Genomic DNA, 14559 nt, shown 5'->3' with positions numbered 1-14559 from the left:
ATATTGGGTATTTATATTTTAGCGCAATAAGTTTTTATAAAAATAATGGCTTATTGCGCTAAAATTTTTAGATGATTTTTACCAGCCCCAGCCTGGGCCAAAACCGTAATCTGGGCCAAAGCTCTCCCCCCAGGGCCCCCAGTCTCCCCAGTTCCATTGGGCATCTTGGTAGTCTTCAGCAGTCATTTGTTGTTCGTTGGCGATATTCTGTTGTTGTTGATACGCTAAATAGCGACCGTAAGCGGCTTGGTTTCCAACATATAGACAACCACAAACTGTCGGATCGGCGTAGACATAGGTTACTGTGCTCCCGTGTATCCGGCGTATAAAATGATGTGACGGGAGTTTTTTGAGCATAGCAATCTGCTGAGGCGTTGATGCGGGTTTCATCAGAAACCCTGCTGCAGCAAGATGGTCGTCTTTTTGAGTGGTAATTTGCTGCGGCGATTCACAGGCAGACAACGCGACCATGCAAAAGAGTGAAGTTAAAATGGTTTTTCTCATTATTAAACCTCCGTAAATAAATGCTCATATTGGTTGCCATGCAGATCGTTAGATTGCGGCATTGATATCTATGTAAAAAACGTCCTAAAGTTCCCTCGGGGCCTAATTTTTTCAAAAAATTTGGAAAATATAGAAAGAATTTTTATTCTTTGCCATGTGTTTTATGGTTTTGGTCGATTTTCTCGAAAAGAGATTCCATTATGGGAAGTTTCTTATTACCGTAACCTACACCTAAAGAAACATGCATTAAAATTCTTTCTGGATTAGATAGAAAATGCTCTACATTCCCACTATTTAATGATTTGTTATCAAGTACCGATATATTGACATTTTCATTCTGTGTGGTCACATAATTCATAACGGGCTGATCGCCGAAGCGATCAATTTCGTGTTGACGTGTGAGTCTTCCTACAGAACATATCATATCAAAAATTTTCTTTGTTTCGCCATGGTCGCTAAAGATCATAATCCCAGAGGTGGCTTTCCAGAATGGGAGGGTACCTATTTCACTGTTCCTTGCAAACATCCAACCACCGAACCAGTTAGTCCCAATATCCCATTCGCTTTCATCTATTTTTTTTACGGAACAATTTGCTTCTCTGTAAAGACAGAAATCTTCAGAACATAGGGCATCTTTAATAATTTTATTAATATCACCTCCAACAATAATATCAGTATCTAAGTAAAAAATAGGATTATATTTCTCTACATCATAAAGATATATTTTATATCTTTCGAAGATAGGGCTTTTATTTGAGCATTCCTTTACTTCGATATTAAACTGAAAATCAAGTGGGAGAAATTTTAAAGTATCTTCTTGAGATCGGTCTGATATTAAAAATATTTTACCAGAATATAATCCAAATTTTCGTAGAGAAATTATCGATAGTGCCGCGCATTTATAATATTCATCTGATCCAAATACACAAAAATATACTAATGGATTTAGTTTTAATAGTGATCTCTTCCTTTTGAATGAGTCTAGAATGTATATTTTATTTTTTCGTAAATCCCTTAATAATAATGGCCCCGGTCTTCCGCTAATATTGTATGTTTCAAAATTACAATCTACAAATGTTTCTGAATTAATTTTATTGAAGTTTTTAAAAAAAACCTCTTTTCCGGTGTTTTGTTCAATCCACGTTTCGTTCTTGGCCTCTTGAAGCCAACTAAAGGTATCCCAAGAAAGAAGAGCAAAATTTTCCCAAGAAAGAAGATTTGTTGTGTTAAACTTAATTTTTCCTTCCAGTTCAGCTGTTAAATTAAATCCGGATAAGTTAAAAGATATTCCATCCTCTAAACTTCCACCTATATTAACTAATATTGGTTTTTCTTTTGAGGAAAATTTAAAATTTTCTTTTATTCCATCAGTTATGAGAGCATCCCATTCTGATAAATTGTTCTTTCTTAAAAACCAAACTCCGTCCGTTACCTGATATACAAGAAGAGGATTTATATTTTTGTTGGGATCATCATGGTAAATATTTCCATCCTGAGAAACACATAAGATGGTTTTATGAGAAGAAACGACTATCGAACAATCTGATTCAGTAATATCGTGCAGCCAGCTAAAATTTATTTTCTTTGATTCAAGAGAATTAAAATTATCTTCTTTTTTCTGGTGTTTTTTATTTTTCTTTGTGAAATTAAAAAACTTCATTTCATCGTCTTTCTTCTAATAATTTTTCTTGAATCTAAAACTTTTTTAAATTCTGAGCAATAGCTTCATAGTTTTCTAAAAAATATAAATGACTAACCTGTATTAATTAACAAACGGGCGAGCTTTGTGCACGAGGTGTTCAATTGCCTGCGGATTCGAAGCGCCGTAATACGCTATAAAGTCTACACCTGATCTTTCACACCTTCTTCAATTTTGCGGCCGCGAAGCTTTGGATTGCGCCTTTTGCCAATGTGTTTTGGGTTTCTCTAATTTTTGCAAAAATCATATAAACTTTGAAGCGTGGCTAGGGAGATATAATTTTCTTTTATAAGTTTTCTTCGATAAAATTGCATTTTTATGGAAGGTTTGAAAAGTGGCTATTAAAGATCCTGTTGTGATTGAGCATCTTAATACGCAGCTCACGAATGAATTGACGGCAATAAATCAGTATTTTCTTCATGCCCGCACACTGAGGCATTGGGGTGTGACCCATTTGGGAAAAAAAGAGTATGACGAATCCATTGAGGAGATGCGTCATGCGGATTGGCTGATCGAGCGTATTCTGTTTCTCGGAGGGCTGCCGAATGTGCAGCGTCTGAACTCTATCCTGATTGGGCAGACAGTTCAGGAAATTCTTGAATGTGATCAGAAGCTGGAAGAAAAAGCGATTCAGGATCTGCGCGAAGGTATCGCTTACTGCGAGAGTGTCCGTGATTATGTGTCACGAGATCTGCTTCTGAAAATCCTCGTCAATGAAGAAGAGCATGAGGATTTCATTGATCGTCAGTTCGACCTGATCAAGCAGATCGGGATTGAGCGTTATATTCAGAAAAACTCTGCTGCGGCTCCCGATCAGGACTAACAGAGGTCGTTTTCAAAACAACCCGGCATTGTCCGGGTTGTTTGTTATGCGGCGTTTAGATGTGTCTGTTCGGAATGGGCTTTCTGCATTGCCGATCTGAGTAGGCAGACAATGCCGGGGACGCAGTTGCCGCACTTTGCTGTGCATTTTCGGGCTGAGTAGATTTCTGCCGGGCGAGATGCTCCGTTGTGGATTGCGATTTCGATATCCTGATGGGACAGCGCGTTGCATGAGCAGACGATCATGAAAAAGCAGGCCTTCGTTCGCTGGAACCGATTTAAGAAACCTACCTTAAATGCAAATGGTTCGCAAATGCATTTTTGTGCATGCAATTACGCTGAGTCCTGACTGATCCACCGTTGAACGACAGGACGGATTGCGAAATTGCTCTGGATGCGGACGACGCCCGGAAGGCGTGAGAGTTCTTCTTTATGGATGCGCTCGTAGTCAGCAAGATCTCGGGCTGCGACATGGAGCAGGTAATCGGCTTCACCTGTCATCAGATAACATTCCCGAACATCAGGACATTCCCGGATGCGGGTTTCAAAACGACGGAGCGTTTCGTCTGTGAGGCGTTCAAGCGTGATTTGTACGATAACGGTGGTCAGCTTGTGAGCTGAGCGTTCGTCAATGACCGCGCGATAGCCACGGATGATGCCGCGTTCCTCCAGTAGGCGAACGCGCCGCAGACAGGCGGACGGAGAAAGCCCTACACGTTGTGCCAGATCAGCGTTGCTGAGGCGCCCGTCATGTTGAAGGATTCTCAGGATGGATTCGGTGATGCGGTCGAAGATCATGGTGGAATTATCGGTCTATTTTCGCAGAATCGATCATATATTTTTCGCTTATTGGAAAATTATATGATTATCGGGCAGGATATTCTAGCGCACAACGCGATAGTCTCATTTCTCATGATGAGTGCATGTTCTGATCCTTTGTGGCCTTCTTCTCGTGCTGGAGCCCGTCTGACGGTGGATCTGGGCGCGATCGCCTCGAATTATCGGTATCTTCAGAAACTTGCAGCGGATGCTGCCTGTGCGGCTGTCGTGAAGGCCGATGCTTACGGACTGGGTATCGAGCGTGTAGCGCCGGTTCTTGAGCAGGCGGGGGCTCGAGAGTTTTTCGTCGCGCATGTTGATGAGGGGATCAGGCTGCGTTCCGTGGTTTCGCGAAAGGCCCGGATTACGGTGCTTCACGGCCCGAGGCCGGACGCAACGGCAGAGTGTGTGCAATATGGATTGAGGCCGGTTCTGAACAGCCTTGATCAGATTGCTGTGTGGCGCTCTGAAGCGGTCAAGGCGGGGCGGCCGTTGGAGGCTGCTCTTCAGGTGGATAGTGGCATGTCCCGGTTTGGGCTTTCTGGCGCCGATCTTGACGTGTTACATGAGGACGGGGCGCTTATGGAGGGGCTGAGTGTCAGTCTGGTCATGAGTCATCTGGCTTGTGCGGATACGCCCGATCATTCGGCCAATGGCGTCCAGAAACAGCAGTTGCTGGAGATGTCGGCACGGTTGCCGTCTGCACCGTTGAGCCTGTCGGCATCGTCGGGAATTTTTCTGGGGCCGGACTATCATCTGGATGTCGTTCGTCCTGGAGCGGCACTTTATGGAATTGCGCCGAATCTGGCTGGTCCGAATCCGTTGGATCAGGTTGTCAGGCTTCAGGCCCATGTCTTGCAGATTCGTAAAATTCTCCCAGGCGATGGTGTTGGTTACGGGATGACATATCGCCCTGAGCGGCCACGGAAAATTGCCACTGTGGCTGTAGGGTATGCCGATGGATTTTCACGGCGTGGCGCCGGGCAGGGGTGTGCGTGGTTTGAAGACATCTGTCTGCCAATTCTGGGGCGTGTTTCGATGGATTCCCTGATCGTGGACATTTCGGATGTGCCAGAGGGCATGCTGCGAGCCGATATGATGGTGGATCTGATTGGACCCCGGCGCAGTGTGGACGACGTGGCGGCGGCAGCGGGGACAATCGGATATGAGGTCCTGACGTCTTTGGGGCACCGCTTTTATCGGGAATATGTTGGAAATGGGGAAACGTTCCAAAAGGGCGATTGACATTCCAGCATGGAAAACAAGATAGACGAACTGAAATCGGATTATGTCATGATGGCATGGTCTGGCGTAACAAATCGGAATTCTCATGTATCTCCGTCGTGACAGAGCTTTGACCGCTGTATCCATTATGTTGGACGTCGCTTTCCATGCGGGTCGATCCGGGGTGGTGAGTGGCGCGGATATTGCCCGCCGTGGCGATATGCTGCGTCGGGGGATCGAGCCTGTGTTGCAGGGCCTCTCTCGGGCCGGTCTGTTAGCAAGTGTACGCGGGCCGAAAGGGGGGTATCGTCTTGGCAGGCCTCCGCGGACCATCACGCTGAATGAAATTGTCCGGACTGTTACGGAAGATCCGGAAATGCCCGAAGAGGGCATCAACCTTCTGCGGGCCAAGGTACTCGAGCCGTTCTGGCAGCAGATGGATCAGGAGGTGTCGGAAAAGATGGCGTCCGTCACGCTGGAGCACCTGCTTCAGAATGCGGAGGAAGCGGGCATGCAGCGGCCCAGCAGAGCACCAATTTCCTTTTCAATATAACATTATAAAAAAGTATTTTGAAAAAACTACGAAATGGGTTTTAGAGGACGGAATATCTTACCATAAGGGATCAATCTTTGATCTGGTATGGTGAGTTCCATGTCCTTGGTGTTTCCTTTGCTTGCCGTTTGCAAGCGGGGAGGAGGACGCATTCATGACGGGGCCAGCCGCAGGGTAGGGTCCGTATTCGTCAGGAAGGTGAGCGCTGATGAAACGTCCTGTAAGACTCGAACTTGGTCAGAAGCTGGTTCTGACGGCCAACCGGCTGCTGGACGGTCGTACCGTATGGTGGCGGGAAGACGGGACATGGGACCTTCGGATCGGGCAGGCGGTTCTTTTGGACGCGGATGTGGCTGAGACGGCGCTTTCCCGGGCGGTGGAAGAGGCCCAGCGTGAGGGGGTTGTCGGGGTGTATGATACGGCGGTTTTACCTGTTGTGCCTCCTGAACCCGTGACTGTTCGTGAAAAAATCCGGGCTCATGGCCCGACCGTGCATCCGGAATTTGCAGTGGAGACCGCACAGTGAGCGTTCCTGTCGGCCATTATCAGTATGACCGGATTGACCGGGATTTTCTTCAGGCGCGGATTGCCGAGTTTGAGGGGCAGGTGAAGCGGCGTCTGGACGGGACGCTGAGCGAGGACGAATTTAAGCCTCTGCGGCTGATGAATGGGCTGTATCTGCAGCTTCACGCCTATATGCTGCGGGTGGCCATTCCTTATGGCATTCTGGACAGTCGGCAGTTGCGCAAGCTGGGTGAGATCGCCCAGCGCTATGACCGCGACTATGGGCATTTCACCACGCGGCAGAACATCCAGTTTAACTGGATCCGGCTCGAAGATACGCCGGATATCCTGCGCGAACTGGCTGAAGTAGACATGCATGCCATCCAGACCAGCGGGAATTGCATCCGCAATGTGACGTCGGACGAGTATGCTGGGGCTGCGGCGGATGAGCTGGTGGATCCGCGGGTTCATGCGGAAGTGCTGCGGCAGTGGTCTACGCTGCATCCTGAGTTCACGTTCCTGCCGCGCAAGTTCAAGATTGCGATTTCGGGTAGTCCGAATGACCGGGTGGCGGCGCGTTTCCATGATATCGGGATTCTGGCCCGTCCGGGTGAGGATGGCGCTCCGGTGTTCCGGATTTTCGTGGGCGGGGGACTGGGGCGGACGCCGGTAATCGGCGAAGAGCTGTTTGACAGTGTGCGGGAAGAGCATCTTCTGGCGACGCTTGAGGCGATTCTGCGCGTCTATAATGCGCATGGACGGCGGGACAATATCTACAAGGCGCGGATCAAGATTCTGGTTCAGGCAATCGGGGTTGAGGCCTATCGGGAGGCTGTGGAAGCCGAGCTGGGCCAGATGGAGCTGGACCGGTATCGGCTGACGCCCGAAGCAGTTGCGGCGATCCGGGCGCGTTTTGCCGTGCCATTGCTTGAGGCGCCGGACGATGCAGATGCCGTACTGACGCAGCAGCGGAGGGACGATCCGCTGTTTGAGCGCTGGGTGCGGAGCAATACGCATGTTCACCGCGATCCGGGGCATATTATTGCGACCATTTCGCTGAAGCCTGCGGGGGGAATTCCGGGGGATGCGACATCGGCGCAGATCGGGCGTCTGGCGGATCTGGCGGATGCGTATTCGTTTGGAGAAATCCGGATCACGCATTTGCAGAATGTGGTTCTGGGGCATGTCCGCAAGGACCGGTTGCGGGATCTGTGGCTTGGACTGTCGGAAGTCGGGCTTGCGGAAGCGAATATCGGGCTGATTGGCGATATCGTGGCGTGCCCGGGGCTGGATTACTGTGCGCTGGCGAATGCGCGGTCTATTCCGATTGCGCAGAAGCTGGGTGCGCGTTTTGCGGATACGGCGCTTCAGGCGGAAATCGGGGCGTTGCGGATCAATATTTCGGGCTGCATCAATGCCTGTGGGCATCATCACGCCGGGCATATCGGACTTCTGGGCGTGGACAAGCGCGGAGAAGAGTTCTTCCAGTTGACGGTTGGTGGCCGGGCCGAGAATGGTGCGGCGCTTGGGACGATTCTGGGGGCAGCGCTTCCGGAAGACGAGACCGTTGATGCGATCGCGCGGCTTGTGGACTGCTATCTCGGGCTTCGGGAGAGTGGAGAGACGTTCCTTGAGACTCTGACGCGTCTGGGGCATGAGCCTTTCAGGGAGGCGGCGTATGAAGCTGTTTGAACTCGGTGAGCGGACCGCGCAGGTTCATGATGTGCTGGTGACGGTTGCGGAACTGGCGGAACGGGATGATGCGCGGGCTGTCCTGCTGGAGAGTGCGGACGATCCGGCGCTCCTGCGGCCTTATCTGAACCGGCTGGATCTTGTGGTGCTGCGGTTTCCGATCTTCAGGGATGGGCGTGGGTTCACGCAGGCCCGGGAATTGCGGGAATATCTGCGGTTTTCTGGAGAAATCCGTGCGGAGGGGCATATTCTGCCGGATCAGGCGGCGTTTCTGCGTCGGTGTGGGGTGGACAGTGTCGTTCTGCCGAAGAATGGCAATGGCGATCCCGACCTGTGGGAGAAGCAGCTTCGGCAGTTTCCGGTGGCGTATCAGCGGTCGGTTCTGCCGGAGCGCCCGGTCGGGCCGGGGCTGCGGGTTGAGGAAGCGTCTTAACGGGCGCCAAACCAGCCGCGCCTCCAGAACCAGAACAGCGGCAGGAGAACCGACAGGATCATCAGGATCAGGCTGTAGGGATAGCCGTATTTCCATGACAGCTCAGGCATGTCGTGGAAGTTCATGCCGTAGATGCCTGCGATCAGGGTTGGCAGGATGCCGATGGCGCTGACGACGGTCAGGACCTTCATTCCGTCATTCTGTTCGATGCTGATGAAGCCGAGCGTGGCGTCGAGGAGGAACTGGACTTTGTTGACGGTCTGGGCGTCGAAGTCGTTAAGGGAGGCGATGTCCCGCCCGGCGACCTTGATGCGGGTTTTGAGGGCCTGCGGTTCTTTCTCGGTTCGGTCGCCAATATAGATCAGGACGCGATCGAGGCCGAGCAGGCTGTCGCGGATCATGGAGGCGAGGTCGCCGCTGTGGCCGAGGCGACGGAGGGTTTCGCGCAGCATTTCAGCGGCTCTGGCGGGATCGCGGGGGCTGCCGGTACTGAAAACGCGTTTGGAGATGGCGTCGAGGTCCCGACCCAGGCCTTCCAGTATGTCGGCGAGGCGGTTGATGATTTCCTCAATGATTTCGACGAGGATTTCATTGGCGGAAGGGCTGCCTTTGGCTGGATCACGTTCGGCCTGACGGCGACCAACGATATCGAAGCCATAATAGTCAGTATAGCGGACCGTGATGAGGTGGTTGTCTGTCAGGACGAAGCCGATGGGCAGGGAAAAGGCTGTGTTTTCCTCGCGTCTGACGAGGGGAGTCGAAAGATAGAGGGTGCCATCCTGTTCGTGATGGCGGGAGGAGCTTTCGATTTCCTCAAGCTCGTTGCGGCGGGGAATATGGGTGTTGAGGGCCTTTTCTGCGCGGGCGACCTCGTCGAGAGTCGGGTTGATGAGGTCGAGCCAGACCGCTTTGGAGATATCGACGTCCGGTCCGGTTTCCCGGGCCGGAGCGCCTGCGGGGCGCACGAGGAACATCAGGCGGGTCCTTGAGGGCAATGGAAAGGCTGTGAGGCTCCCTCATGTCCTGCCTGAGGCGGGTTCGCAAGGTGCAGGGGGTGGGAATTGTTGCGGGAGAGGCCTGAAAACGGCGAGACGGATGGACGGCGGGGGCTGCTCTTGGTATCGCATTGGAGCCCTGAAGCGGAACCGAGTGCGGTATGACGAACACATCTTCCCCCCTATCTTCCTCTCTGGCCAATTCGCTTCGTTCCGGCCCTGACGAACGGGGACGGTTCGGGATTTTTGGTGGCCGCTTTGTTGCGGAAACGCTGATGCCGCTACTGTTCGAGCTGGACGAGGCCTATCGCGCTGCGCAGGCTGACCCCGCGTTCCGCGAAGAGCTGGACTATTATCTGAAGGATTATGTCGGTCGTCCGAGCCCGTTGTGGTTTGCCCGGCATCTGACGGAAGAGCTTGGGGGGGCGAAGGTCTACTTCAAGCGCGAAGAACTGAACCATACAGGGTCGCACAAGCTTAACAATGTTATGGGGCAGATCCTCGTAGCCCGACGGATGGGCAAGACCCGGATCGTTGCAGAGACGGGTGCGGGGCAGCATGGTGTGGCGACGGCGACGGTCTGTGCGCTGTTTGGTTTGAAATGTAGCATTTACATGGGTGCGACGGACGTTGAGCGGCAGAAGCCCAATGTGTTCCGCATGCATCTGCTGGGTGCTGAGGTGAAGCCCGTGACGGCCGGGGCGGGGACGCTCAAGGATGCGATGAACGAGGCGATGCGCGACTGGGTGGCCAATGTTGCGGATACGTATTTCCTTGTGGGTACGGTGGCCGGGCCGCATCCGTATCCGGAGATGGTGCGGGACTTCCAGTCCGTGATCGGGGTTGAGACGAAGGAGCAGATCACTCAGGCCGAGGGGCGTCTGCCGGATGTGATTGTGGCGGCTATTGGTGGCGGTTCGAATGCGATGGGGATTTTCCATCCGTTTCTGGACGATGCGGATGTGAAGCTGATTGGTGTCGAGGCGGCGGGGCACGGGCTGGATTCCGGAAAGACGGCGGCGTCCATTTCCCGTGGGCGGCCGGGTGTGCTGCATGGCAATCGGACCTATCTGCTTCAGGACAAGCACGGCCAGATTGAGGAAGCGCATTCGATCAGCGCGGGGCTGGATTATCCGGGGATAGGGCCAGAGCATTCCTGGCTGAATGATATCGGTCGGGCCGAGTATGTCGGCGTGACGGATGAGGAGGCGCTTGAGGCGTTTCAGGTCTGTACGCGGACAGAGGGGATCATTCCGGCCCTCGAATGTGCGCATGGGCTGGCGCATGTCATGAAAATTGCGCCCACGATGGCGAAGGACCAGATCATTGTTCTGAATGTCTCGGGTCGTGGGGACAAGGATATCTTTACTGTGGCGCATCATCTGGGAGTGAAGCTGTGAGCCGGATCCAGACACGTTTTGCCGCTCTGAAACAGGAAGGGCGCGGGGCGTTGATTCCGTATCTTCAGGCCTGTGATCCAGATTATGACACCTCGCTGGAGCTGCTGCGGGCGATGCCGGCGGCTGGAGCAGATCTGATCGAAATCGGGGTGCCGTTTTCCGATCCGTCTGCGGATGGGCCGACGATTCAGGCAGCGGCCCTGCGTGGACTAGAGGCCGGGGCGACGCTGGGGCTGGTGCTTCAGATGGTCCGGGCGTTCCGTGAGACGGACAGTGAGACGCCGATCGTGCTGATGGGGTATCTGAACCCGATCGATAGTTATGGTCCGGCGGAGTTCTGTTTCGATGCGGCGCAGGCGGGTGTGGACGGGATTATTGTCGTCGACATGCCGACCGAGGAGGTGGATCTGCTGGATGCTCATGCGCGGGAAGCCGGGTTGGACATCATTTCTCTCGTGGCGCCGACGACGTCGAATTCCCGTCTGTTCCATGTGCTGCGGGATGCCACCGGGTTTGTCTATTATGTGAGCATTACCGGGATTACCGGGACGAGCAGCGCGAGTGCTGCGGATCTGGAGAAGGCGCTGCCGCGTATCCGGGAAGCGACCAATCTGCCTGTGGCGGTCGGGTTCGGGATTTCCACGCCGGAGCAGGCGCGGACGGCGTCTCGGATCGGGGATGCGGCGGTTGTGGCTTCTGCTCTGATCAAGACCATGGCGGGTACGCTTGAAGACGGGCGGGCGACGGAGCGGACCGTTCCGGCTGTTCTGGCGCAGCTTGAGGCATTGGCTGCGGCTGTTCGGGCTTGATGTTTGGCATTCCGACAGGCTGAGCCTGTCGGAACGTGTTTGATCAGGTGTTGTTGCGCAGAGAAAATCCGAACATCATCGTTGCGAAGCCTGCCATCAGCAGTTCTACGGCGATGAACATGCCGATCAGCCAGAGGCCGGACCAAGGCAGTGTCATATAAAGCAGGATTCCCACGACGAGCGTGATGAGGCCACTGAGGGCCAGCATGATCCAACTCTTGTTGGTGCGGTGTCCGCCAGCCCAGAAGGTTCGGGCGAGGCCTGCGAAGATCAGGCAGCCTGCGAGAATGGCCGTGATGAAGATCGAGCCGGTTGCAGGTTCCTCAATCAAGAGGATGCCGCCAAGGATGTAGAGGCCGCCGATCAGTCCGGACAGCCACTGGTTCGGGACGGGAAGGCCGCGATGGGCGAAACTCTGCATGACCTGTGCGACGCCGCCCACGATCATCAGGACGCCGAGGACCACCATGCTGGCGAGGGTGGTGGCGATGGTGTCGAGGGCGGCCAGAATCCCGAGGACGATCAGCATAGCGCCGAAGCCGATGAACCAGCCGGGTTTAAGGCCCTGAGGGTTGGGAAAGCGAAGGGTGTTGAAGCTGTCGGACATGGTTTTCTCCGGTTGGGAGCTGGGTTTGTTCTGGCTGGTCTCTATCGGGAGGCCTGCCGGTTTCGTGACACAACGCATGATATCGCGGTTCGTATCAGGCAGGATGACATGTTTTGTAAGGTGGATAGGAGAGATAAGGCAGGGTAGTTGATGGTTGGGCTGGCATAATCAATGTCCTGACGCTAAAACGCGCCCAGAGAATGTGGCCCTTCGCCGGGCTTTACCCCTACTCCGTCCTTTGTTCTGAAGGCGGCCAGAAAGTAATGAGACGACATGAGCTGGATGACCGACTACGTCCGACCCAAGCTGCGTGGCCTGCTTCAGCGGGATGTGCCGGACAATCTGTGGACTAACTGTGAATCCTGCGGGCAGATGATGCTCACCAAGGAACTGGAGCGGTCCGAGAAGGTCTGTCCGCATTGCGGCCATCATATGCGTGCGACGGCGAAGGAGCGTCTGGGCTGGACGTTTGATGGTGGGGAATACACCACTATCGAGTTGCCGAAGATGCCGGTCGATCCGCTGGGGTTCAAGGATTCCAAGCGTTATACGGATCGTCTGAAGGATGCGCGGAACAAGTCCCATCTTGATGAGGCACTTGTGGTTGCGCATGGTCTGATCAAGGGACAGAAGGCTGTGGTTGCGGTCATGGCGCCTGAGTTCCTGCTTGGGACTATGGGAGCTGCGCTGGGTGAGGCATTCGTGGCGGCCTGTCGTCTGGCCGTTCTGCAGAAAGCGCCGCTGGTGGTCTATACGGCTTCGGGTGGGGCGCGGATGCAGGAAGGCGCTGTCAGCCTGATGCAGATGCCACGGACGACGATCGGTGTGCAGATGCTGCAGGAAGCGGGTCTGCCCTATGTTGTTGTCTTTACGAATCCGACGACGGGTGGTGTCTCGGCCTCCTTCGCGATGCTGGGGGATGTGCATATTGCCGAGCCTAATGCGCTGATCGCGTTTGCGGGGCCGCGCGTCATTCAGGATACTGTTCGTGAGAAGCTGCCGGAAGGCTTCCAGCGGTCGGAGTATCTGCGTGAGCATGGGATGGTCGATATCGTAGCCAAACGCTCGGAGCTGCCGGAACTGCTGGGGCGGATTCTGGGCATTATGACGCGTCAGAAAACCGTTTCTGACTCGGCGATCTGATGACTGCGGAGCGTGGGGCGCCTGTTCGGCTGTCCGGCGAATATCAGGGGCGGCCGGGGGCCGTACTTGCGCGGCTTCAGGAGCTTTATCCGGCGCTAATCGATCTTTCGCTGGGGCGACTTGAGGTGCTGCTGGCAAAGCTGGGCCATCCTGAGCGTCATCTGCCGCCTGTGATTCATGTGGCGGGGACGAACGGTAAGGGCAGCACATGCGCCAATCTGCGGGCGATTGCTGAAGCGGCCGGGCTGCGGGTGCATGTCATGAGCAGCCCGCATCTGGTGAGCGTGACCGAGCGGTTCCGGCTGGCGGGGCGGTTGGTGGATGAGGATGTGCTGGTTGCTGCGCTTGAGACGGTCGAACGCGTTAATGCCGGTGCTCCGATCACGGTTTTCGAGGTTCTGACGGCTGCGGGGTTCTTGCTGTTTTCGCAGATTCCAGCAGATTTGGTGGTGCTGGAAGTCGGGCTTGGGGGACGGCTGGATGCGACCAATGTGGTGCCGAAGCCTGCTGTTTGTGTGATTACGCCGGTCAGTCTGGATCACGAAGCGTTTCTGGGGGGCACTGTTGCGGCGATTGCCGGGGAAAAGGCTGGGATCATTAAGGCTGGAGTTCCAGTTGTTTCGGCGGTCCAGGCACCGGACGCTTTGAATGTCATTCGGCGCCGGGCTGCGGAACTGGGTGCGCCACTTCGGGTGGTTGGACAGGATATCTTCGTCACTGAACAGGTGAATGGTCTGAATTACCGGGATGCGGACGGTGTTCTTCCCCTGCCGTTGCCTGCATTGAAAGGCCAGCATCAGGCCGGCAATGCAGTGCTGGCCGTGGCGGCTTTGCGTGTGTCAGGGCTAAAGTTGCCTCTTGCGGCCTATCAGGGGATTGCCCGGACATTCTGGCCTGCACGTTTGCAGAGGCTGAACGGCACGTTGGCTGGGATGCTGCCTGAGGGGTGGGAACTGTATCTTGATGGCGGACACAATCCCGATGCCGGACAGGTTCTTGGGGCGGTGCTGGAAGGCTGGAAAGACCGGCCTGTCCACGTGATTGCGGGTGTGAAGCAGACCAAGGATGCCTCCGGGTTCCTGAAGCCGATTATCGAACGTGCCGCTTCCGTTCAGGCGGTGTCTGAGCCTGGGCAGCATCTGGCGATGCCGGTTGAGGAAATCATTGCCGCTTCTGGTGGGCGGGCGATCGCCGGTCCGACGGTCAGAGCGGCGTTGGAGCGTCTGGTTTCCGAAGGGGGCGCCCCGGCCCGGGTATTAATTTGTGGCAGTCTTTATCTGGCGGGTGTGGTTCTGGCAGAGGATGGCTGGATCGCCAGTTAATCCGTTTCTGGGGACGGAGTGGGATGTTAGAAG

General features: G+C 54.2%; 16 protein-coding genes. 10 read left to right on the top strand and 6 right to left on the bottom strand.

Features of this window, described 5'->3' with window-relative positions; genetic code table 11:
• Positions 1-78: 78 nt before the first annotated feature.
• Together JK176_RS11655 and JK176_RS11650 are read right to left on the bottom strand one after the other, a co-directional pair.
• A complete protein-coding gene (locus JK176_RS11655; RefSeq protein WP_207728994.1) occupies positions 79-504 on the bottom strand; it encodes a hypothetical protein in 426 nt (141 codons plus the stop codon).
• A 142-nt stretch (positions 505-646) separates the two neighbouring features.
• Positions 647-2164, bottom strand: coding sequence for a hypothetical protein (locus tag JK176_RS11650; RefSeq protein ID WP_211587988.1), 1518 nt, complete (start codon positions 2162-2164; stop codon positions 647-649).
• Between the two features lie 373 nt (positions 2165-2537).
• Between JK176_RS11650 and bfr the strand changes: the two genes are divergently transcribed.
• A complete protein-coding gene (gene bfr / locus JK176_RS11645) occupies positions 2538-3026 on the top strand; it encodes a bacterioferritin (RefSeq protein ID WP_194255803.1) in 489 nt (162 codons plus the stop codon).
• Between the two features lie 44 nt (positions 3027-3070).
• Here bfr and JK176_RS11640 read toward each other — a convergent pair whose 3' ends face one another.
• Together JK176_RS11640 and JK176_RS11635 are read right to left on the bottom strand one after the other, a co-directional pair.
• Entirely contained in the window at positions 3071-3271 is a 201-nt protein-coding gene (locus tag JK176_RS11640) for a bacterioferritin-associated ferredoxin (RefSeq protein ID WP_194268660.1), read from the bottom strand.
• Positions 3272-3358: 87 nt separating this feature from the next.
• The gene (locus JK176_RS11635; RefSeq protein WP_211587987.1) at positions 3359-3823 is read right to left on the bottom strand and encodes an Lrp/AsnC family transcriptional regulator; all 465 of its coding nucleotides are present in this window, start codon (positions 3821-3823) and stop codon (positions 3359-3361) included.
• 117 nt (positions 3824-3940) lie between these two features.
• Here JK176_RS11635 and alr point away from each other — a divergent pair, with 117 nt between their 5' ends.
• From alr to JK176_RS11610, 5 genes are all read left to right on the top strand, one after another.
• Positions 3941-5089 carry an alanine racemase gene (gene alr, locus JK176_RS11630; protein ID WP_211588015.1) on the top strand — a complete coding sequence of 383 codons (1149 nt, stop codon included), beginning with the start codon at positions 3941-3943 and terminating at the stop codon, positions 5087-5089.
• Between the two features lie 85 nt (positions 5090-5174).
• Positions 5175-5621, top strand: a complete 447-nt coding sequence (locus tag JK176_RS11625; RefSeq protein WP_194262735.1) for an Rrf2 family transcriptional regulator — start codon at positions 5175-5177, stop codon at positions 5619-5621.
• Between the two features lie 208 nt (positions 5622-5829).
• Entirely contained in the window at positions 5830-6147 is a 318-nt protein-coding gene (locus tag JK176_RS11620) for a DUF2849 domain-containing protein (protein WP_194262736.1), read from the top strand.
• On the top strand, positions 6144-7817 hold the full coding sequence (locus tag JK176_RS11615) for a nitrite/sulfite reductase (RefSeq protein ID WP_211587986.1): 1674 nt from the start codon (positions 6144-6146) through the stop codon (positions 7815-7817). The genes JK176_RS11620 and JK176_RS11615 overlap by 4 nt, the downstream gene beginning before the upstream one ends.
• Entirely contained in the window at positions 7804-8250 is a 447-nt protein-coding gene (locus JK176_RS11610) for a DUF934 domain-containing protein (RefSeq protein WP_211576258.1), read from the top strand. Before JK176_RS11615 ends, JK176_RS11610 begins: the two co-directional genes overlap by 14 nt.
• On the opposite strand, the gene corA is transcribed toward JK176_RS11610, so the two are convergent.
• A complete protein-coding gene (gene corA / locus JK176_RS11605) occupies positions 8247-9224 on the bottom strand; it encodes a magnesium/cobalt transporter CorA (RefSeq protein ID WP_194268664.1) in 978 nt (325 codons plus the stop codon). The genes JK176_RS11610 and corA overlap by 4 nt on opposite strands.
• A 182-nt stretch (positions 9225-9406) precedes the next feature.
• Here corA and trpB point away from each other — a divergent pair, with 182 nt between their 5' ends.
• Positions 9407-10645 carry a tryptophan synthase subunit beta gene (gene trpB, locus JK176_RS11600; RefSeq protein WP_211587985.1) on the top strand — a complete coding sequence of 413 codons (1239 nt, stop codon included), beginning with the start codon at positions 9407-9409 and terminating at the stop codon, positions 10643-10645.
• On the top strand, positions 10642-11454 hold the full coding sequence (trpA, locus tag JK176_RS11595; RefSeq protein WP_211587984.1) for a tryptophan synthase subunit alpha: 813 nt from the start codon (positions 10642-10644) through the stop codon (positions 11452-11454). The genes trpB and trpA overlap by 4 nt, the downstream gene beginning before the upstream one ends.
• A 43-nt stretch (positions 11455-11497) precedes the next feature.
• On the opposite strand, the gene JK176_RS11590 is transcribed toward trpA, so the two are convergent.
• Positions 11498-12061 carry an HdeD family acid-resistance protein gene (locus JK176_RS11590; RefSeq protein ID WP_194262742.1) on the bottom strand — a complete coding sequence of 188 codons (564 nt, stop codon included), beginning with the start codon at positions 12059-12061 and terminating at the stop codon, positions 11498-11500.
• Between the two features lie 273 nt (positions 12062-12334).
• On the opposite strand from JK176_RS11590, the gene accD reads away from it, so the two are divergent.
• Together accD and JK176_RS11580 are read left to right on the top strand one after the other, a co-directional pair.
• Positions 12335-13204 carry an acetyl-CoA carboxylase, carboxyltransferase subunit beta gene (gene accD / locus JK176_RS11585; RefSeq protein ID WP_194262743.1) on the top strand — a complete coding sequence of 290 codons (870 nt, stop codon included), beginning with the start codon at positions 12335-12337 and terminating at the stop codon, positions 13202-13204.
• Complete coding sequence (locus JK176_RS11580; RefSeq protein WP_211587983.1) at positions 13204-14526, top strand: folylpolyglutamate synthase/dihydrofolate synthase family protein; 1323 nt, start codon at positions 13204-13206, stop codon at positions 14524-14526. The genes accD and JK176_RS11580 overlap by 1 nt, the downstream gene beginning before the upstream one ends.
• Positions 14527-14559 lie beyond the last annotated feature (33 nt).

Origin of the sequence: Gluconobacter sp. Dm-73 (assembly GCF_018256215.1) — a bacterium.
Lineage (GTDB): Bacteria > Pseudomonadota > Alphaproteobacteria > Acetobacterales > Acetobacteraceae > Gluconobacter > Gluconobacter cadivus.
This window is presented reverse-complemented; position numbering and strand designations above follow the sequence as displayed.

Excerpts from the sequence above, each read along its gene's own strand:
- trpB (WP_211587985.1), top strand. The coding sequence starts at position 9,407 with ATGACGAACACATCTTCCCCCCTATCTTCCTCTCTGGCCAATTCGCTT.
- JK176_RS11635 (WP_211587987.1), bottom strand. The coding sequence starts at position 3,823 with ATGATCTTCGACCGCATCACCGAATCCATCCTGAGAATCCTTCAACAT.
- corA (WP_194268664.1), bottom strand. The coding sequence starts at position 9,224 with ATGTTCCTCGTGCGCCCCGCAGGCGCTCCGGCCCGGGAAACCGGACCG.
- JK176_RS11590 (WP_194262742.1), bottom strand. The coding sequence starts at position 12,061 with ATGTCCGACAGCTTCAACACCCTTCGCTTTCCCAACCCTCAGGGCCTT.
- JK176_RS11640 (WP_194268660.1), bottom strand. The coding sequence starts at position 3,271 with ATGATCGTCTGCTCATGCAACGCGCTGTCCCATCAGGATATCGAAATC.
- JK176_RS11625 (WP_194262735.1), top strand. The coding sequence starts at position 5,175 with ATGTATCTCCGTCGTGACAGAGCTTTGACCGCTGTATCCATTATGTTG.
- JK176_RS11620 (WP_194262736.1), top strand. The coding sequence starts at position 5,830 with ATGAAACGTCCTGTAAGACTCGAACTTGGTCAGAAGCTGGTTCTGACG.
- JK176_RS11655 (WP_207728994.1), bottom strand. The coding sequence starts at position 504 with ATGAGAAAAACCATTTTAACTTCACTCTTTTGCATGGTCGCGTTGTCT.
- alr (WP_211588015.1), top strand. The coding sequence starts at position 3,941 with ATGAGTGCATGTTCTGATCCTTTGTGGCCTTCTTCTCGTGCTGGAGCC.
- JK176_RS11610 (WP_211576258.1), top strand. The coding sequence starts at position 7,804 with ATGAAGCTGTTTGAACTCGGTGAGCGGACCGCGCAGGTTCATGATGTG.
- JK176_RS11580 (WP_211587983.1), top strand. The coding sequence starts at position 13,204 with ATGACTGCGGAGCGTGGGGCGCCTGTTCGGCTGTCCGGCGAATATCAG.
- JK176_RS11650 (WP_211587988.1), bottom strand. The coding sequence starts at position 2,164 with ATGAAGTTTTTTAATTTCACAAAGAAAAATAAAAAACACCAGAAAAAA.
- accD (WP_194262743.1), top strand. The coding sequence starts at position 12,335 with ATGAGCTGGATGACCGACTACGTCCGACCCAAGCTGCGTGGCCTGCTT.